This window comes from Dyella sp. OK004, assembly GCF_900114495.1.
In the GTDB taxonomy this organism is placed as follows: Bacteria; Pseudomonadota; Gammaproteobacteria; order Xanthomonadales; family Rhodanobacteraceae; genus Dyella_D.
Genome location: NZ_FOZI01000004.1, coordinates 115,017 through 138,765 on the forward strand (window position 1 = coordinate 115,017; position 23,749 = coordinate 138,765).

Below are 23,749 nucleotides of genomic sequence, written 5' to 3' on the forward strand. Positions count from 1 at the left end.
CGCTAGGGGGCAGCCTCCCGTTTCATCCATTCACTCATTTGAAGACGTGGCTTCCCGCCAAGGGGAACGGCTGCGCAAAGGAAATGTACGCATGTCAGTTCGCAAGAGTTCTATCCGCATGACGGGTCTCGCGCTGGCGTTGTTCGCGGCGCTGCATGGTGTAGCCGTTGCCGCCGATAACGATGTGGCGCCGGCTGCTGCTGATGCCGCGGCCGACAAAGCCAAGACGCTGGATTCGGTGTCGGTGATTGGTCAGGGCGAGTCGCGCCAGGTGCAGCGCATCACCGTCGAGGACGTGAAGGTCTTGCCGCCGGGCACCAGTCCGCTGAAGGTGCTGGCGAGCAAGCCGGGCGTGCATTTCGAGTCGTCCGATCCGTTCGGTGCGTACGAGTGGTCCACGCGTTTCAGCCTGCGCGGTTTCAATCAGAGCCGCCTTGGCTTCACGCTCGATGGCATTCCGCTTGGCGACATGAGCTACGGCAATAACAACGGCCTGCATATCAGCCGTGCGCTGATTGCCGAGAATCTCGGCAGTGCGGAACTGGCGGAAGGCATCGGTTCGCTCGGCACGGCATCGACCAGCGACCTGGGCGGCGCGGTGCAGTTCTTTTCCTCCGATCCCACGCCGAACTACGGCTTGACCTTTGCGCAGGGCATCGGCACCGACAGCGTGCGCCGCACCTATGTGCGCCTGGATACGGGCAACAAGGACGGCTTCGCCATGTATCTGTCGGGCGCGTATTCCACCGTGGACAAGTGGAAAGGCGACGGCGCGCAGGAGCAGATGCAGTTCAACGTCAAAGCCACCTACGATTTCGGCGACAGCCGCATCGGTGCGCTGCTGACCACCTCCGACCGCGACGAGACCGACTACCAGGATCTGTCGCTGGACATGCTGCATCGTCTGGGCTGGAACTGGGACAACTACGCGCCGGACTGGAACCGCGCGGTGAATGCGGCCAAGGGTGTTTACACCGGCGGTGTCAACAATCCGGACGACGCGTACTACGCCGGTCGCGGCGTGCGCAAGGACCGTATCGCCAGTGTGTTCGGTGACTTCGCGCTGGCCGAGGGCCTGCGCCTGAAGGCCACCGGTTACTACCACTACGATCGCGGCCAGGGTCACTGGTTCACGCCGTATCAGGCTTCGTTCCCGGGCACGCCGCAGGCTACGCCGATCTCGATCCGCACCACCGAATACGGCATCGACCGCGCCGGCGCCACCGCCGCGCTGAACTGGGACATCGGTGCGCATCATCTGGAAGCGGGCGTGTGGTACGAGGACAGCAACCACAACGTGCAGCGCAACTTCTACTACATCACCGGCCCGGTGGATGACCGCAAGTTCCTCAAGAACCCGGACCTGCGCCTGTTCTACCAGCACTACGAAACCACCACGTACCAGTACTACATCCAGGACAGCATGCATCTGCTGGACGACCGCCTGGCGATCGACGTCGGCTTCAAGGCGCCGGACACCAAGGTCGAAGCGCGCAACATGCCGGGCACGATCAAGACCTACGCCACCGGCGACCTGACCGCCAAGAAGAACTTCCTGCCGCAGGTGGGCGCCAGCTACAAGCTGGGCGACGGTTTCGAAGTGTTCGCCTCGTACGCGAAGAACATCGCCGCGTTCCAGGCCGGTGTGACCGGTCCGCTAGCGACCACCCAGGTGGCGTTCGACACCTTCGGCAAGAAGCTGAAGCCGGAGCAGTCGCGCACCATCGAAGGTGGCCTGCGCAGCGTCACGGATTTCTACGAGGCCTCGCTGGCCCTGTACGACGTGAAGTTCGACAACCGCCTGCTGGTGATCTCGCAGTGCAGCGGCATCGTCGGTTGCCCCAGCGGCTATGCCAACGTCGGTTCGGCCACCAGCCGCGGCGCTGAGCTGGCCTTCAACCTCAAGCTGACCCCGGAACTGCGCTGGAACAACTCGCTGTCGTACAACCGCTCGCGCTACGACGACAACTATATGGACGGCAGCACGCTGGTGCCGACCAAGGGCAAGACCGTAGTCGACAGCCCCAAGCAGCTGTTCTTCAGCGAGCTGGCCTGGGTCCATGGCCCGTGGGATCTGCGCGTGTCGGCCAACTACACCGGCAAGCGCTACTACACCTATACCAATGACGCCTCGGTGCCGTCGTACTGGCTGTTCAACCTGGGCGCCGGCTACGACGTGGGCAAGGTCGGCGTGGTGCAGGACCTGAAGTTCGCGCTCAACGTGACCAACCTGGCCGACAAGAAGTACTTCGGCTCCATCGGCACCAACGGCTTTATCGCCAACGACCCGCAGGGCCAGTTCGCCACCCTGCAGGTGGGTGCCCCGCGTGCCGCGATGCTTACGGCAACCTTGCGTTTCTGAGCGAAAGAGGCCGCCTTTCGGGTTCTGTGAACCCGGAAGGCGGCTGTTTGCACGCCACTGCAGCCATGCGGTGGCGGCTTGGCTATGATCCGCCGGACCACCTACCGGTTGCATGCATGGCCGTCCTATCTACCGCTGTACCGTCGTACGCAACATCGCGCTGGCTCAGTTTCGCCACCCTTTGCCTTGTCCTCGGCGCCATCGCCGGCGGACTGCTGGCGGAGGACACCTCGGACTGGTTGTGGCTGCATTGGGTGTGCAAACCCCTGGCCACCGCCATGGTGTTCTGGATCGCCTGGCGCACGCCGGCTCCCATCTCTCCGCGCTATCGCCAGTGGGTGCTCGGCGGCATCGGCCTGTCGCTGGTGGGCGACGTGTTGCTGATGCTCCCGCAAGATTTGTTCGTGGAAGGCCTGGTGGCTTTCCTGTTCGCGCATCTGTGCTTTCTGGTGGCACTGAGTACCGATGCGCGTTTTGGCGTGCGCCCGCTCGCCCTGCTGGGCAGCCTTGCCTACGGCGCGCTCACGCTCTGGTCGCTGTGGCCGTCGGTGCCGGAAGCATTGCAACTGCCGGTGGTGGTCTACACCGTGGTGCTGGCCACCATGGGTGGGCAGGCCATGGGGCGCGCCTGGCAACACGCCTTGCAGCGCGATGTGCTGGCGAACCCGGCATGGCTCGCCGCCTGCGGCGCCGTGCTGTTCATGGCCAGCGACACGTTGCTGGCGTGGAATCGCTTCCGCATCAACCTGCCCTGGGCAGTGTTGTGGGTGCTGGCGGCCTACTATGGTGCGTTGTGGCTGCTGGCGCGCTCCGTCGCCAGCGCCGAACCGGATGAGTTGAGCCCGCCTCTTTGAACATGCCGAGTTCGAGCACTCAGGAAGTCATCATCACCTGGGCGACGCCCGTGTTCTTCGCCTTGATCGCGCTGGAACTGCTGGTGGCGCGCTGGCGCGGCCGCCGTGTGTATCACGCCGGCGATGCGATCAACAGCCTCGGTTTGGGCGTGATCTCGCAGATTGCGGCGGTGTTTTCCAAATTGCTGACCCTGGGCATCTACGCCTGGTGCGTGGAACATCTGGCGCTATTCGCGTTGCCCGCCGATGCGTGGTGGGTGTGGGTGAGCGCGCTGGTGCTGTACGACTTCTTCTACTACTGGCTGCACCGCGCCGGGCATGAGGTGAACATCCTGTGGGCCGCGCATGTGGTGCATCACCAGAGCGAGGACTACAACCTGAGCACCGCGTTGCGCCAGACCGGCAGTGGCGTGTTGCTCAGCTGGATATTCTACCTGCCGATGGCGCTGCTGGGTTATCCGTTGCAGGTGTTCGTGGTGGTGGCGCTGATCGATCTGCTTTATCAGTTCTGGGTGCATACCGAACTGGTGGGGCGGCTGGGCTGGTTCGATCGTGTGTTCTGCTCACCCTCCAATCATCGCGCGCATCATGCGGTGAATGATCGTTACCTCGACAGGAACTACGGCGGCATCCTGATTTTGTGGGATCGCCTGTTCGGCAGCTTTGTGGAAGAGAGCGACGACGATCCGCCGATCTACGGCACACGTGCGCCGCTGCGTAGCTGGAATCCGCTATGGGCTAACGCCGAGGTGTATTGGGCAACGCTGAAGGATGCGTGGCACGCGCGGCGCTGGCGCGACAAGTTACTGGTGTGGATCAAGCCGCCGGGCTGGCGTCCGGTCGATGTGGCGGCGCGCTTTCCCAAGCCCGCCTTCGATATCCGGCGCGAGCGCTACCACCCGCCGCTGCCTGCCGCCCTCGTTATCTATGGTGTGGTGCAGTTCGCCTTGCTGCTGGGGATGGGTGTGCATTTCCTGGATCTGGCCAAGCGGTTGCCGGCGTCGGGGTTGCTGGCATACGCGGGATTTCTGCTGTTGAGCCTGGGTGCGCTGGGTGTGTTGCTGGAAGGGCGGCGCGCTGGGTTCTGGCTTGAGCTGCTGCGCCTGTTGGTGACGGCGATAGTGGCGCTGGCGATGGGTGGCTGGTTTGCCGTGGCGCAGCCGGGGGTTGGTTTTGCGATTGCGGCGGTTTATCTGCTGAGTGGGGTCGCGCTGGTGGGGTTGGCCCGGTGGCCCATGTCGCGTACATCAAATGAGATGCCGCGGGCGCTCTAGCTCGTCATTGACCAGCTTCACAACAGCGAAGCTGGTCAATGACGGAGTAGGGAGGTCGTCAAACACCACGTCCGCGCACCCGCAGCATGGCGCCAGTGGACGCATTCGCTATGATCGCCGCTTCGTTGTCCGGGATCTTTGCGATGAGCGTTGCTAGCAAGCTGTTGCGTCACAAGTCGGTCGAACAACTCCAGGCGGATGTCGGCAAGCGCGGGGATTTCCGCCGCGTGCTGGGCTTGTGGCAGCTCACCGCGATCGGTATCGGCGGCATCATCGGCGTCGGCGTGTTCGTGCTGGCCGGTCAGCAGGCGGCTTTGAACGCCGGTCCGGCAGTGGCCCTCTCGTTCCTGATCGCCGGCATTGCCAGCGCGGCAGCAGCGTTGTGTTACGCCGAATTCGCCGGACTGATCCCGGTCACCGGCAGCGCCTACACCTACGGTTATGCGGTGCTTGGCGAGTTGCCGGCGTGGCTGATCGGTTGGGATCTGTTGCTGGAATACGCACTGATCGTGGCGGTGGTGGCGATCGGTTGGTCGGGCTATGTGCAATCCGCGCTAAGCAGCATCGGCGTCGATCTGCCGGTATGGGCCAAAGGGGCCATCGGCACTGGCGAAGGCCATGTATTCAACGTGATCGCTGCACTGGTGACGCTGGGGGTATCGGCGTTGCTGATCTTTCGCACGGAGTGGGGCGCGCGCTTCAATACGCTGGTGGTGGCGATCAAGGTCGCTGCGGTGATATTGGTGATCGGTATCGGTGCTTTTTACGTCAACCCGTCCAACTGGGTGCCGTTTATCCCAGAGCGCGTCGTCGGTGCTGATGGCGTCGGCCATTTCGGCTTTCAAGGCGTGGCCTCTGCCGCCGCGGTCGTGTTCTTCGCGGTCTTCGGCTACGACACGCTCACCACGGCTGCCGAGGAATCCAAGAATCCCCAGCGCGATTTGCCGCGAGCGGTGTTGTTGTCGCTTGGCATTTCCATGGCGATGTATCTGGCGGTGTCGCTGATCCTCACCGGCATCGCCCACTACAGCACGCTCAAGACCGACGCGCCGGTGGCTGATGCTTTCAAGGGTCTGGGCCTGCATTGGGTGGCGCTGACTGTTTCAGTGTCGGCTGTATTCGGACTGATAAGCGTGCTGTTCGCCTTCATGCTTGGCGCGACGCGCATCTGGTTCGCGCTTGCGCGCGATGGCCTGTTGCCGGGCTGGTTCGCGAAGGTGCACCCGCGCTATGGCACGCCGCACCGGCCGACCATTGTGCTGGGCGTGTTCACTTCGTTGGTGGCGGGCCTTTTGCCGATTGAGGAAGTGGCGAAGCTGGTGAATATCGGTGTGCTCTCTGCTTTCATCGTGATCTGTTCGTCGGTGATGCTGCTGCGCAAGCGCAAGCCGGATTTGCATCGCTCGTTCCGCACGCCGTTGGTGCCGTTGATTCCGCTGGTCGGTATCGGGTTTTCGATCTGGTTGTTGGCGGAGTTGCCGTTGATCACCTGGAAGGTGTTTTTGATCTGGGTGAGCTTGGGGCTGGTTGTTTACTTTGCCTATGGCATCCGCCACAGCAAGTTGGAGAAGGGCGCGTAATCACGCGCACTTTGCACCCTCTCCCTTGGGGAGAGGGTGCGGCACTTGTGATATCCCCTTCTACTTCGTCATTCCGGCGAAGGCCGGAATCCAGTGCCTTATCGCCCGGGTTTAGCGTCTGCGTGCGCGGGCTCGCCTGCCGCGGGCTTTCGAACCGCTGCCGCGGTCCGAGTCACTTTCTCTTTGCTGGCCCAAAGAGAAAGTAACCAAAGAGAAATGGCCTGAGAGCAGGCGGTGCGCTCTGTAGCTGCGCCTTTTCCAGTGTCAGACGTCGGGAAAGGTTTTTCCTTGGCCTGATCGTCTATCCGTCTCGAAGCGCCACATCTCCCTCTCCCCTCCGGGGAGAGGGTTGGGGTGAGGGGTGGGTGCTCGGGATCGCGTTGCTACTTGGTAGTGCGCAAAAAAAGAGGGCGCCGCTAGGCGCCCTCTCTGTCTTGCTTCTCACCACTCACTGCTAGCGCAGCGAGTTGCTTTCCGCTCTTAGAAGCGGTACTCGACGGAGGCCGAGTAAGCAGCCACGTTGGCGTTGGTCTGCGACTGGTTGCTGCCGCCGCGGCCGTACTTGACGTGGTAGTTGTCGTAGTTGATGGCGAGCGCGACGTTCTGGGTCACGTTGTAGCCCACACCCACGCCGCCGTACCAGCCGTTGTTCCAGCTGCGCTCGGTCGTGCGGGTGTCGCCGACGGTGACGCTGCCGACGCTGCGCGAACGCAGGTAGCCGGCGTGGCCGCTGACGAACCACGGGCCGTAGAAGTCGTACTTGGCGTTCACGCCGAGCAGGACGGCCTTCGGCTGCACGCCGATGGTGGCGTTGCCGATCTTGTCCTTGGCCTGGCCGAGCGAGGTGAAGCCGGCTTCGGCGCCGACGATGTTGTTCCAGCGCCAGCCGAAGCGGACGCTCTGGAACACGTCGCTCTTGTCGGAGATACCGCCGACGCGGTAGTTGCTCTGACCCAGGTTGCCGGTCACGAAGAAGTTGTTGAGCTGGTTGCTGCTGGCGTCATCGGCCTGGGCAGCAAACGGGGACAGGGCAGCGACGGCCAGCACGGCCGAAAGCAGAGTCTTGTTCATGGAGAACTCCATCTTCTTTTTTGTGGTTGCCCGGCGCGACGCATAGGGGGAGTCGTCGCGGCGGCCCGCGCGGGGTTCGCGGGGACCGGAAGGATAAGGGCGTTTTTACATTTCAAAACCCCTGAGGGGGTTCCGAGATAGGCGAGGTTCAGTCTTGTGAATCCTGCCTCCAGACCCGCATGACCCGCGCTACAAGGGCTAAAGCGAGGCCTTTCATGACCTCTGGCATGGGGTGCGGCATGCCGTCGCGGTCTAGCATCGGACAGTCATATGCCGTTCAACGTCCGGTCACGGACGTGCGGGTTTTGCCACAGGAGACCGTTTTGAAAGCTTCGCGCCTTGCTTCCGCCATCCTCGCCACGGGCCTCGGCCTGGGCAGTTTCGCCGCCCTTGCCGACGTTCCCGCACCGCAGGACGTTCCGTTCAACGGCACCTTGAAGATCAATGTCGACGCCACCGACCTGGCGCACCGCGTGTTCCGCGTGCACGAAGTGGTGCCGGCGCAGGCGGGTCCGCTGACCCTGCTGTATCCGCAGTGGCTGCCGGGCAACCACGCGCCGAACGGTCCGATCGACAAGCTGGCCGGCCTCAAGGTGACGGCCAACGGCAAGGCGCTGAAGTGGACGCGCGATCCGCTCAATGTGTACGCCTTCCACGTCGACGTGCCGGACGGCGCGAGCAGCGTGGAGGTGGAGTTCCAATACCTCTCGCCGCAGGACACCCGCCAGGGTCGTGTGGTGATGACGCCGGAAATGCTCAATCTGCAGTGGAACGCGGTGACCATGTACCCGGCCGGCTATTTCGCCAGCCGCATCAAGGCCGAAGCCAGCGTGAAATTCCCTGCTGGCTGGAAGTACGGCAGCGCGCTTGAGCTGGCCTCGCGCGATGGCGACACCGTGAACTTCAAGCCGCTCGACTACGACGACCTGGTTGATTCGCCGATCTACGCCGGCAAGTACTTCAAGCGTGTGGATCTCGATCCGGGCTCGAAGACTCCGGTGTTCCTCAACATCGTGGCTGACGATCCGAAGTATCTGGAGATCAAGCCCGAGCAGTTGAAGGTGCATCAGAACCTGGTGCAGCAGATGTACAAGATGTACGGCGCGCACCACTACGACCACTACGATTTCCTGTTCTCGCTCAGCGACAAGATGAGCGGCAACGGCCTGGAGCATCACCGCTCCAGCGAAAACGGCATGCCGCCGGGCTACTTCACCGAGTGGGACAAGAGCATGCTTGGCCGCGATCTGCTGCCGCATGAGTTCAACCACTCGTGGGACGGCAAGTACCGTCGCGGTGCGGATCTGGCCACACCGAACTTCAACGTGCCGATGCAGGACAGCCTGCTGTGGGTGTACGAAGGCCAGACCCAGTTCTGGGGCTATGTGATGGCCGCGCGCTCGGGTCTGTGGAAGGAAGACGAAGCGCGCGACATGCTCGCGATGGTCGCCGCCAATTACGACAAGGGCCGTCCGGGCCTGCAGCAGTGGCGCAACATCCAGGACACCACCAACGACCCGATCATCGCCCAGCGTCGTCCGCTGCCGTATCGCAACTATCAGATGAGCGAGGATTACTACTCGGGCGGCCAGATGATCTGGCTCGAGGTGGACAGTAAGCTGCGCGAGCTGTCGGGCAACAAAAAGTCCATCGACGATTTCGGCAAGGCGTTCTTCGGTATGAAGAACGGCGAATGGGACGTCAACCCCTACACCTTCGACGAAGTGGTGAAGACGCTCAATACCATCCAGCCGTTCGACTGGGCGCCGTATCTGCGTGAGCGTCTGGACGGTCACGGTCCGATCACCGGCGGCATCGAAGCCAGCGGCTGGAAGGTGGTCTACAACGACAAGCCGTCGGGTGCCGCCAAGGCTGCCGAGGCGCGTTTCGGCGGTGCCAACCTCACCTATTCGCTCGGCCTTTCGCTGGGTAAGAGCGGCGAGATCTCCGACGTGCTGTGGGATGGTCCCGCGTTCAAGGCTGGCCTGTCTCCGGGCATGAAGCTGGTGGCCGTGAACGGCAAAGAGGTCTCCAGTGATGTACTGAAGGATGCGGTCACCGCCGCGGCGAAGGACAAGAACCAGCCGATCGAATTGCTGGTGAAGAACTTCGACATCTACCAGACCCTGCGCATCGACTATCACGATGGCCTGAAGTATCCGCACCTGGAGCGCATCGCCGGCAAGCCGGATCGCCTGGCGGAACTGCTCAAGGCGCGTTGATCCACACGGGCGCCTTCTCCGCAATGGAAGGCGCCCACGTGTCCCGGCCCGCTGCATCGGCAGCGGGCTTTTCTTTTGGTGACGGCCACTTGGGTGGTCGGCGCGGCCCGTCCCATCGGCCCGCCCAAGTCCGCTATACTTCGCGTCCACCGCGCAATGGCTCACGCATTGCAGCGGTCCTGCCGCATCACGCGCCCGTAGCTCAGCCGGATAGAGTAGTGGCTTCCGAAGCCATTGGTCGGGGGTTCGAATCCCTCCGGGCGCGCCATTTCCTTTGTTCCGATGATGCTTCGAGCGGTCCGTTCGGATCGCCAATTCGCGCAAGGACGACGCATGGCTACGGAAGGCAATACCGCAATCAACCCGCCGGTCGCTTCAAGACCACATCGCTTCAAATCGTTCATGGCAGGCATGGGCCTCGGCCTGCTGGGCTGGGTGTTGTGCCTGGGAACGATATTGCTCGTCGTGATACTCCAGGAAGAAAAAGATATCGACATGGAGCGGACGGCGGATCGCTTCCTCATCGCGCTGCTGTGGTTGCCGGGCGTTTCCTGGATTCTCTGGCGGCTAGTCAAGCAGCGCACGCAGGGCCTGGGCTATGTGATTACTGGCATGCTCGCGGGGCTCGCGGTTCCCTTGCTGCTCGTCCTCGCCTTCATACTGATCTTCGGCATTCCGCACGCATAAAGAGCCTGCTCGACGCAGCAGGTGAGGTAGGCGATTCGCCCGATCGCCTGCCACTTAGCGCCGGCCGATCTCCTCGCTCAGCACAGGCTTGATGTCGACGATGGGGGTGCCGTCGAGTGCTTCCATGTGACTCACCCGCATTCTTGCGCCGTCGATGGCGATCACCGAGGTCTGATGCAGGCCGATGGGATTGGGGCGATGCGGTGCGCGTGTGCTGAAGACACCTTCGGCGGTGCGGGTCAGGTCTCCACGCGGATGCACGCTCAACACATCACGGCGTGCGCGGTCGAGCCAGGTGATGACGATGATGGTGTCGCCGGGCCGGATATTGCGAAGGCCCTCGAGTACCTCGGGTTCGAATACCAGCCAGGCCTCGGGAGCGTCCTCGTCGGGCTGGCGCGGGGCCGATCCAGGGTCGGTGAGGGGCGATTCAATAGTGCCGATAGGCTTCAGCTCGAAACGCGGCATGCGGCTCTCCTGGCTTGTTGCCGGAAAGCATAGAACACGCGATCACGCGATCAGCTGCCAGCACTCGCCCGTTGCGCTGTTCCGTGCGTAAAGCGTCCGGCTGCATCGTCCATGCGCACTGACACCACGCGATTGCGACCGTCGCTCTTCGCGCGGTAGAGCGCGTGGTCGGCGTTGATCAGCAGGTCGCGCACTTCGTAGCCGCAGCGATGGGTGGTGGCCACGCCCAGGCTGGCGGAGATCACGACGTCGCTCTCTTCGTCGATCAGCGGAGTGGCCGCTATCGCGGCGCGGATCAGCTCGGCGCGCGCCAGCGCCTGGTCGGCGCCACAGTCGTGCAACAGCACGGCGAATTCTTCGCCGCCGAGCCGGCCGAAAATATCGCGCGGGCGCAGGTGCGGTTGGCAAGCCGCCACGGCGCGCTTCAGTACCTGGTCGCCCACGGCGTGGCCGTAGGTATCGTTGACCAGTTTGAAATGATCGAGGTCGATGATGATCAGTGCCGCGTTCTGTCCGCCCTTCTGTGCCTGGCGCAGAGCGTGCTCGGCTTCCTCGAGGAAATGTTTGCGGTTGCAGATGCCAGTGAGGCTGTCCAGTCGCGACAGCCACATGAAGCGTAGCTGCGACCGCTTCAGGCGGTAGATCCACAACGCGATGAAAGCCAGCACGGTCAGCAGCAGGATGATGTAGAGCCGGCTGTTCTCCACCGCCTTGCGGTCGAGCGCCTGCTCCAGATGCAGGATCTGGTTCTGCTTGTTGAGCGCGTCGAACTGCAACTTGCTCGCCTGCACCTGCTGCTTGACCACTTGATAGGCCAATGCTTCGGCGCTGACGTTGTTCAAGTAGCCCTTGTCGGCGGCCAGGTATTTCTCGTGGTAGGCGAGGGCGGCGCGGTAGTTGCCCTGCTGATTTTCGATCTGGTAAAGCAGGTCGTAGGCGACACTCAGTGGCTCGGTGTACTCGCCCTTGATGGAACTGTCGATCGCCGCCAGCGCGAAATTGCGCGACTGCGAAGGCTCGCCTACCTGCCAGTAAGCCTGCGCCAGCAGAGCCTCGAACTGAGAGATCAGGCTCGGATACTGGTCGCGCTTGACCGCGGGATAATTGCTCTGCAGCAGGGCGATGGCGTGCGCCGTCTGGCCATGCTGCATTTCGAAGCTGGCTATATCGGCGCGAATGGCATTGGCGAACAGGATCTCGCCGGTGTTGATGCACAGCTCCACGCCTTCCTGGAACGATCTGTCCAGTGTCTGCATGCCGCCGCGGCGGAACTGTGCGTGAAGCTTGTACGAGGTCGCCTTGCACGCGCTGTCGCCGGGCGGAATATCGCCGAGCATCTGCTCGGCGTACGTGGAGGCCAGCTCGTACTGCCCCGCCGTGATCAGCAATTGCGCGGCTTCGCCCAGTCCCTGGAAACGGGCGCGCTTGTCGGTGATCTTTGGCAACTGATCGATCAGCTGGCTGAGCCGGATAAAGGCTTCTTCGTAGCGATGCCCGATGCCGAGGATGTTGATCAGCGTGGCGGTCGCGCGAAAGCGCAGGGTCGGATCGGTCGAGTTCTTGATGATGGCGTTGAGCTGCAGCCCGGCACCTTCGTAACTGCCCTCATAGGCCACCTGCCACGCATCGAGATAGCGCAGGTACCAGCGCTGTTCGGACGGCAGGTTCGCCGCGCGGCCATCCAATTGCTTCAGCAGCGCCTGAAATTCGACATGGTTGGAGGTCTTGATGCTGTCCGCCCGACGCAGTATCTCCAGCGCATCGTTGGCTTCGGGCACGGCGGCAGCCGCCGTACCCATAAGCAGGCCAACGAGCAGGACAAGTCCCGCGAAAGCCGTTCGATGCATGCCGAGGGCCATCGGTCGCCAGGCGTTACGGCGCGACGGTCGCGAGACGCGAGTTGGCCAGCCGCACGTCCTGCGAGGGAGCATCCTCCTCTTCCTTGCCGGGCTCTTCTTCCCTGCTGGGCGCTTCTTCTTCCTCGCCGGGTTCCATCTGGGTGGCGAACATGGGCTGCAGCTGGAGCAGGTCGTACAGAGCCGAGATGTCCCGGGCAAGGATGGCCGAACTCAGCGGCGCGTCGATCTGTGCATCGTCCAGCGCGAGCTCCATGTCTTCGGACGAGGCGTGGCGCAGTTGCGCGTCACGGCCCATCTTTTCCAGAAACTCAATGACGTCCGACATATTTTTCCCCTAATTGATTGGTCGTTCTCGGAACCATTCCGACAATGGCGATGCACGGTTTCCCCCTCGGAAACCGCCTGTCGCAAGTGTCCCTGTTTTATCCCAGCGATGGCGTTGGCGCATGGCTGGGCGTTCGCGGGCAGAGACCCAGGAATGCTTCATCCGCCGAACCTACTCGCCCCTTTGCAACGACTCAATCTATCGGCCGGCTGACGCCAAGGACTATGTCGAAACGGATACCGTGGCTTGCATGCTGCCTATTCTCCGAAAAAAACCGCGCCAGAAAGAAATATCACAGCGGGATGGAGCACAGCGGTTTTCCAGCGTCTGCGTGACGCGCGGATTCCGCCGCGCTCCCTTCCGGAGTTTTGTTCTACGACTCGATGGCGCCCGGCATCATCAGTGTGGCGAAAAGCGGCTCGTGGCCGAGCAGAGCGCGCAATCGCTCCGGATCGCTCGCGAGCACCGCTGAGCGCTGCTGCGGCTCGATCTGGGCATCTGCCAAGGCCGTCCCGATCGTGTCCTGCGATGCATAACGCAGTTCCGCGTCCTGGCCCATCCTTTCGAGAAAATTGATGACATCCGACATGGGATTTCCCTCCCGGGCTGGTTGTTTCGCCGAAGTATCCGGTCGTCCGCAGCGCCCGCCTTGCAGAGGCACGGCGTCGCGACCGGGATCATAGCCCCCTTTTTCCCGCCAAATCCCGCTGTGACAGAGGGAAAAGGCTTCAATAATGCAGCTCACGTGCCAACAGGATCGGCCCGGGCCAGGTCCAGCGCAGCGAGCCGAGCTCGCATCTCTGGGTCGGGTTCCATCGGCGCGGCGGGTGGAATAGCCAATGTGTCCGCTGCATCGAGCGCCAGATGCGGCATCCGGGCGAGGCTTGTGCGCTCGATCCGCGGTAGATGGATCGGCAGCGTCGCCGCCCGGTAGACAATCACCTCATGCTCCAGCGGGTAGTCGCGAGCCAGCACATCGACCAGCACCTGCAGATAAGCCGCATTGGTAGCGAAGCGGTTCTTTCCATGGTCGCCGGTGATGCCAATCTGCCACAGCACCAGCCACGCGCTGGGGTCGAGGCGGCGGCGGTAATACATCAACTGGCTCGCCTCAAAGTGCAGGCAGCCGCGCGTGCCCGGGTCGATGCCCAGGTCCGCATAAAGACAGTCTTCCGCCGAAATGCCTGGTTCCATATGCGCGCGATACCCCTCCGCGCGCGCCGTTTCGATGGCCTTGTGCGGTGCCCAGGCAAAGACGCCGGGGTGGCCGTAGAACACGCCGCACACACGCTTGCCCGCGCGCACTTCGGTGAGCATGGCCTCCACCATCTGCCGATAGGTCTGCATACGCGGTTTGCCCGTCTGATAGAACGGCTGCAGGCTGCGCACGTCCGGATGCATGCGTTGCACCCATTGCTCTACCAGGCCGTCGGAAACGGCGACAAAAACCATGTCCGCCGTTTCGATATGGCTACGCGCGAGCGGACTGATATGCGAGCCGAGCGTGATGCCGATGCCGACGCACACCAGACTGCCCGCGGAGGGTTGGGTATTCATGCGGACTCTCTCGGCCAGTCGGATGTTGTGGCCGTCGAGTATCGAACCGGCCTTGGCGTGCGGCAACCGCGCATAACGAAAACGGGGCCGCTCGCGCGGCCCCGTTCCGTTTGCACGGTTCCGGGCCGAGGCCCGGTTCCGCAGGTCAGTGCACGATCGGATGCGCGATGTCGCAACGATTGGTGTCGTTCGACCAGGTGCTCTGCATCGCGAAGCTGCCATTGCCCATCACCACATTGGCGCTGGCGCCCTGGCCGCTGCTGAGCCATGCGCATTCGTCGCCGTTCTCCTGGCCTGCGTAGGAGGAACGGGTGTGGTTGGTCCAGCCGCCGGCCGGGTTCTGGTCGGTGACGGTTTCGGCGTACTCATGGCCTTCCACGATGGAGAAGCCGTCGAGGTTGCCGGCAGTGCCGCTGTTGACGAAGTTCTGTCCGCAGCTGGTGCCCATGTCCTTCACATACGGCATGTTGGTGAAGGCGATATCGCCGTAAGGCGAACTCACACCCGCATCCTTGTTGTAGTCATGCCACGCGCAGAACTGGCCGCTGGACGTATTGAACCCGTCCGGATGCGTGCCGGTGGGCGACAGGATCACGTACTGCACATAGCGGTTCGACGCGGCCGTGGTGTTGCCGAAATGCGCCGCGGCCTTGATGGCTTCCTGGGCAAGCTGGGCGGCAGTGGCATTCGAAGGCGAGGCCACCGAGTTGTCGTACCAGATGCCAGCGAATGGGCCGTTAGTGGGGTAGCCGATATGGGTCGCGCCGCTGGTGGGGCACGCCTTGGCGCCCTTGGCCACGCTTGCGCCATCGCAGTACTGCGTCATGACGCCCGACCACAGCTCACCACCGGTGCCCAGGCCCTTGAACATCTTCTGCAGGTAAGGCACGGCGCCGAAAGCATCGCCCGAAAGCGTCATGTTGCCGTTGGCATCGGTGCCCGAGGTGCCCCACTGGCTGCCATACACCACGATGTACACCTTGGGCGTGCCGCTGGTGACGCCGATACCGTCGATGCCGCCGCCGTAGCTGAGTGTCCGGGTACTGGTGGTGGCACGCATGGTCGCGTACTGCTTCATCCGCGCATGCGCCTCGCGTGACGGCACCGCGCCGTGGCGATACGAATGCCCGTAAGACGGTGCATATGGATTTTCACCAGTGTCACTCGCTGCAATAGCGGCACCTACACTGAGACCCATAACGGCCAGGACAACAACAGCACTAGTAAGACGAGATTTCATGCATTAACTCCCCGTGAGTTATTCCAAGGCGCACGAACCCAATGCGGCGCGTGGCCCCATGCAAAGAAACCGCACTCGCGTGCGGCGCTCGGTTCAATGACAAGTAATGCGGGCTCCCACCAACCCTGCGCGTCGAACGTCCGCGACTTTCCCTGTCAGGCCGCGCGGATCAAGAAAAGGGCGATGCATCCTCCCCAGCACACATCGCCCCCGGAACCGTCCGTCTCGCCCCCCGGTCAACGGACCGCGCCGACCCTAGGCACTTTCAATTCGCCGGTCAACTGGAAAAAACCCGATTTAGGACACGGAAAATAAAAATAGGAAATTTAAATCGATCAAACGCAAATTGGTGCGGAAATTCGCAAGAAATAAATTCAAATAAAAGCTAATGAGAATCGATTTTCAATGGGATTTAGTTGAATGAAGCTGACGTGTAACTTTCGTATTTATTCTGGGCAATGAAAACGGTTTGTGATGCGACTGCCGGACCGTGGGCCAGCTGTCCGTTTGGCCATCAGGTAGCAAGGCCGTTCCGAGCACCTACTCCTCACCCCGAGGGGAGAGGGAGCACGGCTCTAAAAGGCGATGCGCAAGCGAGGTGCCTTATCTTTTGGTTACTTTTCTCTAGGCCCCCTGGGGGGTTGGGCAAGCAAAGAAAAGTAACTCGGCCTCCGGCAGGAAGACGAAAGCCCGCGGCAGGCGAGCCAGAACACGCAAGCGTGACAACCGAAGCGCACCACTCTGGGTCCCTGCCTACGCAGGGACGACGAAGTAGTTGAGCGCAACGCGAGGGCCGAACCCTTCTCTCCACAAGGAATACCTTCGGGCCGCCAAAGGAAGAGGGGGAAGTCCACCAACTCCCCGTCGGCCATCCGTCTAACACCAATGGCCGCGTACATCCCTCACAACAACACACTCAACAACCACTCATTTCCCAGCGCCACCACAAGCATTCAGAGCAAAAAAACCAACGAGCTGTACCGCTCGATATAGACCTTATGGTCTCGTCAGCCGCGAAAGCCCCCGGTGTATTGTGATTTCGCTCACATTTTCCACGCACCGGACATCCATCCATGAAGATCCACCGCCATCTTCTCGTGTTGTGTTCCGTCCTGTGGCTGACGGCATGCGCCACCGGCGGCGGCGTCTCCACGCCGCCCTCGATCAACCCACAGGCGCAAGCAGTCAACACCTATCGCATCGGTGTCGACGACCAGCTGCAGATCACCGTATGGCAGAACCCGGACCTTAGCGTCAGCGTGCCAGTGCGGCCCGACGGCAAGATCACCGTGCCGCTGATCGGCGACGTGATCGCCGGCGGCAAGACGCCGGAGGAAGTGGCCAGCGACATCAAGGGCAAGCTCGTCACCTACGTGCGCGATCCGCAGGTGGCGGTGATCCTCACCGCACTGCGCAGCCATGAATACCTGTCGCGCGTGCGCGTAACCGGTGCGGTGCGCACGCCAGTATCGATTCCATATCGCCAGGGCATGACCGTGCTCGACGCGGTGCTCGCTGCTGGCGGTACCACTGAATTCGCCGCGCCCGATCGCACCGAGCTGTACCGCGCGGATGGAGGCGTTACCACGCCTTACGCCATCCGCCTGGACAAGGTGTTGCAGCAGGGCGACCTGGCGACCAACTACCCGGTGCAGCCGGGCGACGTGATCACGGTGCCGTTGCGCGTGTTCTGACGCAGCAGCACAGGAGAAGGGGGAAAGGACGTCATGAATGGGGAACTCACACCTTTAGGCAGCCTGCTGCCTGCACTGACCAGCGAAGCACGCCGTCGTCGGCTGACGATGGGCCTGGTGTTCGCTGCCATCGCACTGGCCGCGCTGGTCACCGGCATGTTGTGGCCGAAGAAGTACGAGGCCTCGACCACCATCCTTGCGCAGGAAAGCATCATCACGCCGCTGATGGAGGGCGTGGCTTCGCCTACCGGCAACAAGAACCGCGCCGGCATCGCGCGCGATGTAATCTTCGGCCGCAAAGTGATGGGCGAGATCCTGGAGGCGGGTGGATGGATGGCCAAACATCCCACACCGCTGGAGCAGGATCGCATCGTCGAAGGCATCAAGAGCCGTACCACGGTCAAGACCGCGCACGACAACTTGATCACCATCAGCTATTTCGATTCCGATCCGCATCGCGCCTACAACGTCACGCGCCAGTTCGCTCAGCTATTTATCAGCGAGAGTCTGAGTTCCAAGCAGCGCGAGAGCCGCGAGGCCTACGAGTTCATCAATAGCCAGGTCGAGGCTTACCGCAAGAAGCTCACCGACGCCGAGTCGAAGCTCAAGGTGTATCGCGACAGCAATGCCGACGCGCGTCCTGGCAGCGAGACCGACACCAACGCGCGCATCAGCCAGTTGCGCACGCAGATTGAAACCGCGCGCATGGACATGATGGACCGCCGCTCGCAGGCCGCGTCGCTGGCCTCGCAGCTGTCCGGCGAATCCGAAGTCAATGCGGTGCAGACCGCCGACGGTATCTACCAGACTCAGTTGGCCGAACTGCAGTCGCGCCTCGACAAGCTGTTGCTTAGTTACACCGAGGATTACCCCGACGTCGTCCGCACCCGCCACCAGATGCAGGATCTGAAGCAGCAGCTGGCGCAGTCCGAGCAGCGCAAGCTGGAAGCGCGCTCGGCCGGCACGCCGGCGACGGAAAGTGTGGTGAGCTTCAATCCGGTCTATCAGCAAATGAGGACCCAGCTCGCCACCGTGCGCGGCGATTCCGCCGCCGCCTCCGCGCGGCTGGGTGCCAGCGAATCGATGTTGCAGGCCGAGCTGGAACGCAGCAAGCGTATCGCCAATTCGGAGAACGTCACTGCCGAGCTGACCCGCGATTACAACGTCAATCGCGACGTCTATCAGGATCTGCTCAAGCGCCGCGAGAACGCGCGTGTGTCGATGAACCTCGACGCCGAGCAGCGCGGCCTGACCTTCCTGATCCAGAACCCCGCGGTGCTGCCGCTCACGCCGTCGGGTCTGCGCTTTTTGCACTTCGGCCTGGCCGGCTTGACGCTCGCCGTGGCGATACCGCTCGGGTTGCTGTTCGCGCTGGTCCGGTTCGATCCACGCGTGCGTTCGGTGCAGCGGCTCGAGCACGACACCGGGCTCGCGGTGCTGGCGACCATTCCGTTCTATCCCACGCCGCGCGATCGCCGGCGTGATCGGCTGCACAACAGCATGCTGGCGCTGACCATCGCCGGTGTGGCGGTGGTGTACCTGGCGATGCTCTGGCTGCGCCTGAAGGGGTAAGCGATGAACGCGCACAACAACGAAAAATTGCTGCCCGATAGTGTCGAAGATGTGCTCGAGGCAGCGGCCCGCACCCTGGAAAAGCGGCCCTCCGCCAGCCACGCAATGATCGCGCGCATGCACGATCACGCCGGCATGCTGGCGCCGCTGCAACTGGAACAGAAGCGGCTGATCCATCGCGACGAATCGGTGCGCCGTCAGTCCGATGCGTTTCGCGAAATCCGCACGCGCCTGCTAGGTATGGGTGGGCAGCAGAATTTCGTGACCCTGGTGGTATCGGTGAGTCCGCGCTCGGGCAGCAGTTTCGTTGCGCGCAACCTGGCCGCGGCGTTCGCCTTCGATGAGGCCAAGACCAGCCTGCTGATCGACTGCAACCTACGATATCCGGATCAGCATCGCGCGCTGGGCGTGGATCCAGTCACCGGCGGACTGATCGATCTGCTGGAGCATCCGGCGCTCGGCATCGAGCGCATCCTGTATCCCACCGGCATTCCGCGCATGCGCCTGATCCCGGCCGGCCGCTCACACGAAAATATCGGCGAGTACTACTCCTCGTACCGCATGAGCGCCGTGCTCGATTCGCTGCGCAACCGCTATCCGGATCGCTACCTGTTCCTCGACGGCCCGGCGATCAAGGGCTCGCCGGATGCACGCATCCTGTCTGACCTGGCCGATTTCGTGGTGGTGGTCGCCGGCTACGGCCGTGACACACCCGCGGCGATCAGCCAGGCGGTGACGAATTTCGATCCGGCGAAGCTGGCCGGCGTCGTCTTCAACCAGGTGCCCTAGTCATGAGCGCCTACCGGAACGGAAGCAGGCCGGCGCATTCGACACTCGCTCGCGCGATCGCCTTGGCGCTGCTGGTCACCACGGGCGCCGCTTCGGCCGCGCAATTCGATTACGCGCTGTACGCCGGCATTGAGCACAGCGACAACATCACGCTGAGCACGAACAACCCGGTAAGCCAGAACGTATTCATCCCGGGCCTTAACTTCACTTACTCGCAGCTGGGTTCCGCGGTGCAGGCCAAGGCCGCTGGCAGCCTGGAGTACCGCGACTACCTCGGCAAAACCTTCGACAACCAGGTCCAGGGCCAGCTCGCCGGCCAGGTGAATTGGGCGGTGCTGCCGCAGCGCCTGGATCTGTATGCCGAAGATTACGCCGGCATCCAGCCGGTGGATTCGCTCGCCAGTAACGCGCCGAACAACCAGCAGCAGACCAATGTGCTGGCGCTGGGGCCGATCCTGCATTTCCGTGTAGGCGACGCCATGCGCGGGCAGGCCGAGCTGCGCTACGTGAACAGCTATGCGTCGAAGGTCAAAGACTTCAACTCCTCACGCGGCGTCGCAGCGTTTCGGTTATTCCGCGATCTCAGTCCGACTGCCCAGGTTTCGGCCAACGTCGAGTACCAGCACGTCGATTTCAACCAGAGCCTCAGCGGTCCCAACTACGACCGCTCCGAAGCTTATGCGCGCTACACCAGCAAGCTTGCGCACTTCACCACCGATGTTTCGCTGGGCTGGTCGCAGATCAAATTCAAGCGCGCGGGCAGCGATTCCGCGCCGATGGCGCGGCTGGCGCTGGGCTGGCAGCCGAACCTGCGCAATGAAGTGATCCTGTCGGGCTCCTATCAATATGCCGACGCGGCGCAGGACATCGCGCAGCAGCCGTATCAGCCGTTCCTCGACCAGAACCAACCGGTGACGGCGACCCTGCAGGGCGTGAGCGTGGGCAACGTGGTGGTGAGCTCGCAGGTGTACCTGGAGCGCCGCCTGGATCTCAGCTACGCGTTCCGCGCGGATCGCTGGACGGCGGCGGTGACGCCCGGCTATCGCCGGCTCGGCTACATCAACGACCGTACCTTGAACCAGGCCGGCCGCAGTCTTGGCATCAACGGTGAGTACCGGTTGCGGCCGACGCTGACCCTGTCCGGCTTTGTCTACGGCGAGAAGCTGGACTACAGCACGCTCAAGCGCACCGACAAAACCTATCGCTACGGCCTCGATCTGGCGCATCAATGGACCCAGCATTGGAGCTGGCATGCCTCGGTGACGCATCAGCGCCGCGACAGTAACGCGGTGAACCAGACCTACCATGAGACCGCGTTCTTCGTCAGCGTGGTGTACCGGCGATGAGCGCGCGCATGGATAGCGACCATCCCTTCTTCTTCGGACCGGGCGGCGAATTGTTCGGGCTGTACCATCCGGCGCCCAGTCGTGCGAACAAGGCGGCGCTGTTATGTCCGCCGTTGGGGCAGGATCAGATTCGCTGTCACCGCCTGTACCGGCAGCTGGCCAACGCACTGGCCGCCGAAGGCTGCGCGGTACTGCGTTTCGATTACTACGGCACTGGCGATTCCGCCGGTAGCAGCGCGGAAGTGGACTGGGACCGCTGCATCGCCGACACCTGCGCCGCCGCCGATGAGTTGCGCGCGCGCAGTGGCGTCGAGCACGTTGTCGCCTTCGGTGCGCGGCTGGGTGGCAGCATCGCCTTGGCCGCGACAAAACGTGCGCGACTCGCTGACGTCGTGGTGTGGGACCCAGTGGTGGATGGTTGCGCGTACATCCAGCAACTCGATGCAATGCAGGCCGCCCTGCGCCAGGATCCGCACCGCTTTGTGGCACCGCGTGCAGTAGAGGGCGCGGCAGCGCAATGGCTTGGCTTCGCGATCAGTCAGCGCCTGCGCCATCAATTGGCCGATCTGCGGCCCGATACCGCGGGCTCGCCGTCATTGGTACTCGATTCGCTGCCGCCGACACCGGCACATCGCTGGAAAGGCCTGATCGCCGCGCATGCCAAGGTGAAAGAGCTGCATCCCTTTACGCCGTGGGACGACTTGCGCCGGCTCGAGCAGGCGATCCTCTCGCACCCCTTGATTCAGACCGTCACCAGTCATTGGCAGGGAGGCCACTGATGCAGGAGCAAGCTTTTCGTTTCGGACGCGCGCGGCACTTGGTCGGCATTGCCGGCCTGCCGCCAGCAGCGCAGGGTACGGTCGGCGTGATCGTGCTCAATGCCGGGCTGGTGCATCGCGTCGGTCCGTTCCGCTTGCACGTGGACCTGACCCGGCGCCTCAACGCCTGCGGCTATCCCACCCTGCGTTTCGATTTCTCCACGGTGGGCGACAGCGGCGCCAGCGGCGAATCGCAATCGCGCGAGCAGCAGATCCTCGCTGATACCAACGACGCCATGACGCTGTTGCGCAGGCAAGCCGGTTGCACACGTTTTGTACTGGTCGGCCTTTGCTCCGGCGCGCAGAACGCACACACCGTGGCCTGTGCCGACGACAAAGTGGCCGGCGCGGTTTTTCTCGACGGCTATGCCTATCGCACCTTCGGTTATCGCCTGCGTCACTACCTACCCAGGCTAATCGATCCGGCGCGCTGGCGCCGCCTGCTGAGTCCGCATCGCAAGTCGGTGGAAAAAATCCGCGGCGAACCCGTCTTCAGCACCGTGCCTTCGCCGCAGACCGTGGTGCGCGCCGACCTGGCCGGCATGGTCGAGCGCGGCATGCACCTGTGCCTGATCTATAGCGGCGGTATCAACATGTTCTTCAACCATGCCCGCCAGTTTCGCGAATGCTTCGGCCGGGTCATGACACATCCCAGGGTCAGCACCTGCTTCGTGCGCGAAACCGATCACACCTATGTGCTGGTCGACGATCGCAAGCGGCTGATCGACCAGATCGAAGGCTGGCTACGGAATAACTTTCCCATTGCACCAACCGCCGCTGCGCCTCTCCGGCGCGCCGAGCTGGAGGCGTCGCCATGAACGCAGTGCTCGTTACCGGCGGCGCCGGCTATATCGGCAGCCACGTGGTCCAGCAACTCGCTGCACGCGGCGAGCACGTGGTGGTGATCGACAACCTCTCCACCGGCTTTCGCGAATCGGTGCAGGGCGCCGAACTGGTGGTGGGCAATGTGGGCGACCCGGCGCTGGTCTCGCGGGTGCTGGCCAAGCATCGGGTCGGCGCCGTGCTGCACTTCGCTGCGCATACAGTGGTACCCGAATCGGTACGCGATCCACTCAAGTACTACGGCAACAACACCTGCAGCACCGAGAATCTGCTCGCCTGCTGCGCAGACGCGGGCGTGGACAAGTTCATCTTCTCCTCCACCGCCGCGGTCTACGGCATGACCGACAGCGGCGTGGCCGACGAAGAGACACCGACGCACCCGATCAATCCCTACGGCACCTCCAAGCTGATGTCGGAGACCATGCTGCGTGATTACTGCGCCACCGGCGCCATGCGGCATGTGATCCTGCGTTACTTCAACGTGGCCGGCTGCGATCCCGAGGGGCGCATCGGCCATTCCACACCGCACGCCACGTTGCTGATCAAAGTGGCCTGCGAGCATGCAGTAGGCAAGCATCCCAGCCTATCCATCTACGGCACCGACTACGACACGCCCGATGGCACCGGTATCCGCGACTACATTCACGTGGAAGACCTGGCTGCCGCCCATCTGCGCGCACTGGATCATCTGCGCGACGACGGCGAATCGCTCACCCTCAACTGCGGCTACGGCCACGGCTATAGCGTGCGCCAGGTGATTGATTCGGTAACGCGCGTCAGCGGCCGCTGCCTCAACGTGATCGAGCAGCCACGTCGCGCCGGCGACACCCCGATGCTGATCGCACGCTGCGGACGTTTGCAGCATGCGCTCGGCTGGCAGCCGCGCTACGACGATCTGGACTTCATCGTGCGCACCGCGTTCCTGTGGGAGCAAAAACTGGCGCAACGCGCCGAGCATGTCTGAGGGTGTGTCGATGACTCGCCCTCAACAGCAACCTGCTCCTCCCCCTGCATGCGGGGGAGGGAATATGGTGTTGCGACCTCTGGCTCCTCCCCCTGTTTGCAGGGAGAGGTTGGGAGGGGGTGACGCTCTTGCGATCGCCCCACCCGCAGCGCTTTCTCAAGTACTCACCCCTCCCCAACCCTCCCCTGCGTGCAGGGAAGGGAGCAGGTTGTTGCGAGCTTTAG

General features: G+C 62.9%; 20 protein-coding genes and 1 tRNA gene. 14 read left to right on the plus strand and 7 right to left on the minus strand.

Annotated elements, in window-relative coordinates:
* The first annotated feature begins 91 nt into the window (after window positions 1-91).
* The 4 genes from BM338_RS16655 (at window position 92) to BM338_RS16670 (ending at window position 6,070) form a co-directional block, all read left to right on the plus strand.
* Window positions 92-2,362, plus strand: coding sequence for a TonB-dependent receptor (locus BM338_RS16655; protein ID WP_090452798.1), 2,271 nt, complete (start codon window positions 92-94; stop codon window positions 2,360-2,362).
* 116 nt (window positions 2,363-2,478) lie between these two features.
* Window positions 2,479-3,216 carry a lysoplasmalogenase gene (locus BM338_RS16660; RefSeq protein WP_090453486.1) on the plus strand — a complete coding sequence of 246 codons (738 nt, stop codon included), beginning with the start codon at window positions 2,479-2,481 and terminating at the stop codon, window positions 3,214-3,216.
* 2 nt (window positions 3,217-3,218) lie between these two features.
* Window positions 3,219-4,490 carry a sterol desaturase family protein gene (locus BM338_RS16665; RefSeq protein ID WP_090452800.1) on the plus strand — a complete coding sequence of 424 codons (1,272 nt, stop codon included), beginning with the start codon at window positions 3,219-3,221 and terminating at the stop codon, window positions 4,488-4,490.
* 143 nt (window positions 4,491-4,633) lie between these two features.
* On the plus strand, window positions 4,634-6,070 hold the full coding sequence (locus tag BM338_RS16670) for an amino acid permease (protein WP_090453488.1): 1,437 nt from the start codon (window positions 4,634-4,636) through the stop codon (window positions 6,068-6,070).
* 480 nt (window positions 6,071-6,550) lie between these two features.
* Here the strand turns inward: BM338_RS16670 and BM338_RS16675 are convergent, their stop codons facing one another.
* Window positions 6,551-7,141 carry an outer membrane beta-barrel protein gene (locus BM338_RS16675; protein WP_177229392.1) on the minus strand — a complete coding sequence of 197 codons (591 nt, stop codon included), beginning with the start codon at window positions 7,139-7,141 and terminating at the stop codon, window positions 6,551-6,553.
* A 323-nt stretch (window positions 7,142-7,464) separates the two neighbouring features.
* Here BM338_RS16675 and BM338_RS16680 point away from each other — a divergent pair, with 323 nt between their 5' ends.
* The 3 genes from BM338_RS16680 to BM338_RS16690 all read left to right on the plus strand — a co-directional run bounded on the left by BM338_RS16680 (window position 7,465) and on the right by BM338_RS16690 (window position 10,050).
* Complete coding sequence (locus BM338_RS16680; RefSeq protein ID WP_090452804.1) at window positions 7,465-9,363, plus strand: M61 family metallopeptidase; 1,899 nt, start codon at window positions 7,465-7,467, stop codon at window positions 9,361-9,363.
* A gap of 191 nt (window positions 9,364-9,554) precedes the next feature.
* Window positions 9,555-9,631 (plus strand) — tRNA-Arg (locus tag BM338_RS16685).
* 65 nt (window positions 9,632-9,696) lie between these two features.
* The gene (locus BM338_RS16690) at window positions 9,697-10,050 is read left to right on the plus strand and encodes a hypothetical protein (protein ID WP_090452806.1); all 354 of its coding nucleotides are present in this window, start codon (window positions 9,697-9,699) and stop codon (window positions 10,048-10,050) included.
* A 54-nt stretch (window positions 10,051-10,104) separates the two neighbouring features.
* On the opposite strand, the gene tsaA is transcribed toward BM338_RS16690, so the two are convergent.
* From tsaA to BM338_RS16720, 6 genes are all read right to left on the minus strand, one after another.
* Entirely contained in the window at window positions 10,105-10,518 is a 414-nt protein-coding gene (tsaA, locus tag BM338_RS16695; protein WP_090452808.1) for a tRNA (N6-threonylcarbamoyladenosine(37)-N6)-methyltransferase TrmO, read from the minus strand.
* Between the two features lie 50 nt (window positions 10,519-10,568).
* Window positions 10,569-12,365 carry a GGDEF domain-containing protein gene (locus BM338_RS16700; RefSeq protein WP_177229394.1) on the minus strand — a complete coding sequence of 599 codons (1,797 nt, stop codon included), beginning with the start codon at window positions 12,363-12,365 and terminating at the stop codon, window positions 10,569-10,571.
* 25 nt (window positions 12,366-12,390) lie between these two features.
* Window positions 12,391-12,702 carry a hypothetical protein gene (locus tag BM338_RS16705; protein WP_090452812.1) on the minus strand — a complete coding sequence of 104 codons (312 nt, stop codon included), beginning with the start codon at window positions 12,700-12,702 and terminating at the stop codon, window positions 12,391-12,393.
* Between the two features lie 373 nt (window positions 12,703-13,075).
* Window positions 13,076-13,291, minus strand: a complete 216-nt coding sequence (locus BM338_RS16710; RefSeq protein WP_090452814.1) for a hypothetical protein — start codon at window positions 13,289-13,291, stop codon at window positions 13,076-13,078.
* Between the two features lie 152 nt (window positions 13,292-13,443).
* The gene (locus tag BM338_RS16715; RefSeq protein ID WP_090452816.1) at window positions 13,444-14,259 is read right to left on the minus strand and encodes an SAM-dependent methyltransferase; all 816 of its coding nucleotides are present in this window, start codon (window positions 14,257-14,259) and stop codon (window positions 13,444-13,446) included.
* A 145-nt stretch (window positions 14,260-14,404) separates the two neighbouring features.
* Entirely contained in the window at window positions 14,405-15,499 is a 1,095-nt protein-coding gene (locus BM338_RS16720; protein ID WP_255367344.1) for a hypothetical protein, read from the minus strand.
* A 1,073-nt stretch (window positions 15,500-16,572) separates the two neighbouring features.
* Here BM338_RS16720 and BM338_RS16725 point away from each other — a divergent pair.
* From BM338_RS16725 to galE, 7 genes are read left to right on the plus strand one after another with little or no spacing between them, the layout of a single operon-like run.
* Window positions 16,573-17,193: an XrtA/PEP-CTERM system exopolysaccharide export protein gene (locus BM338_RS16725; protein WP_090452820.1), complete on the plus strand. Its 621-nt coding sequence runs from the start codon at window positions 16,573-16,575 to the stop codon at window positions 17,191-17,193.
* 33 nt (window positions 17,194-17,226) lie between these two features.
* Window positions 17,227-18,765, plus strand: coding sequence for an XrtA system polysaccharide chain length determinant (locus BM338_RS16730; protein ID WP_090452822.1), 1,539 nt, complete (start codon window positions 17,227-17,229; stop codon window positions 18,763-18,765).
* Between the two features lie 3 nt (window positions 18,766-18,768).
* A complete protein-coding gene (locus BM338_RS16735) occupies window positions 18,769-19,554 on the plus strand; it encodes a P-loop NTPase family protein (RefSeq protein ID WP_090452824.1) in 786 nt (261 codons plus the stop codon).
* A gap of 2 nt (window positions 19,555-19,556) precedes the next feature.
* Window positions 19,557-20,900: an outer membrane beta-barrel protein gene (locus tag BM338_RS16740; RefSeq protein ID WP_090452826.1), complete on the plus strand. Its 1,344-nt coding sequence runs from the start codon at window positions 19,557-19,559 to the stop codon at window positions 20,898-20,900.
* Window positions 20,897-21,679 carry an alpha/beta fold hydrolase gene (locus BM338_RS16745; protein ID WP_090452828.1) on the plus strand — a complete coding sequence of 261 codons (783 nt, stop codon included), beginning with the start codon at window positions 20,897-20,899 and terminating at the stop codon, window positions 21,677-21,679. The genes BM338_RS16740 and BM338_RS16745 overlap by 4 nt, the downstream gene beginning before the upstream one ends.
* Window positions 21,679-22,536, plus strand: a complete 858-nt coding sequence (locus BM338_RS16750; protein ID WP_090452830.1) for an alpha/beta hydrolase family protein — start codon at window positions 21,679-21,681, stop codon at window positions 22,534-22,536. The genes BM338_RS16745 and BM338_RS16750 overlap by 1 nt, the downstream gene beginning before the upstream one ends.
* Window positions 22,533-23,525: a UDP-glucose 4-epimerase GalE gene (gene galE, locus BM338_RS16755; RefSeq protein ID WP_090452832.1), complete on the plus strand. Its 993-nt coding sequence runs from the start codon at window positions 22,533-22,535 to the stop codon at window positions 23,523-23,525. The genes BM338_RS16750 and galE overlap by 4 nt, the downstream gene beginning before the upstream one ends.
* Window positions 23,526-23,749 lie beyond the last annotated feature (224 nt).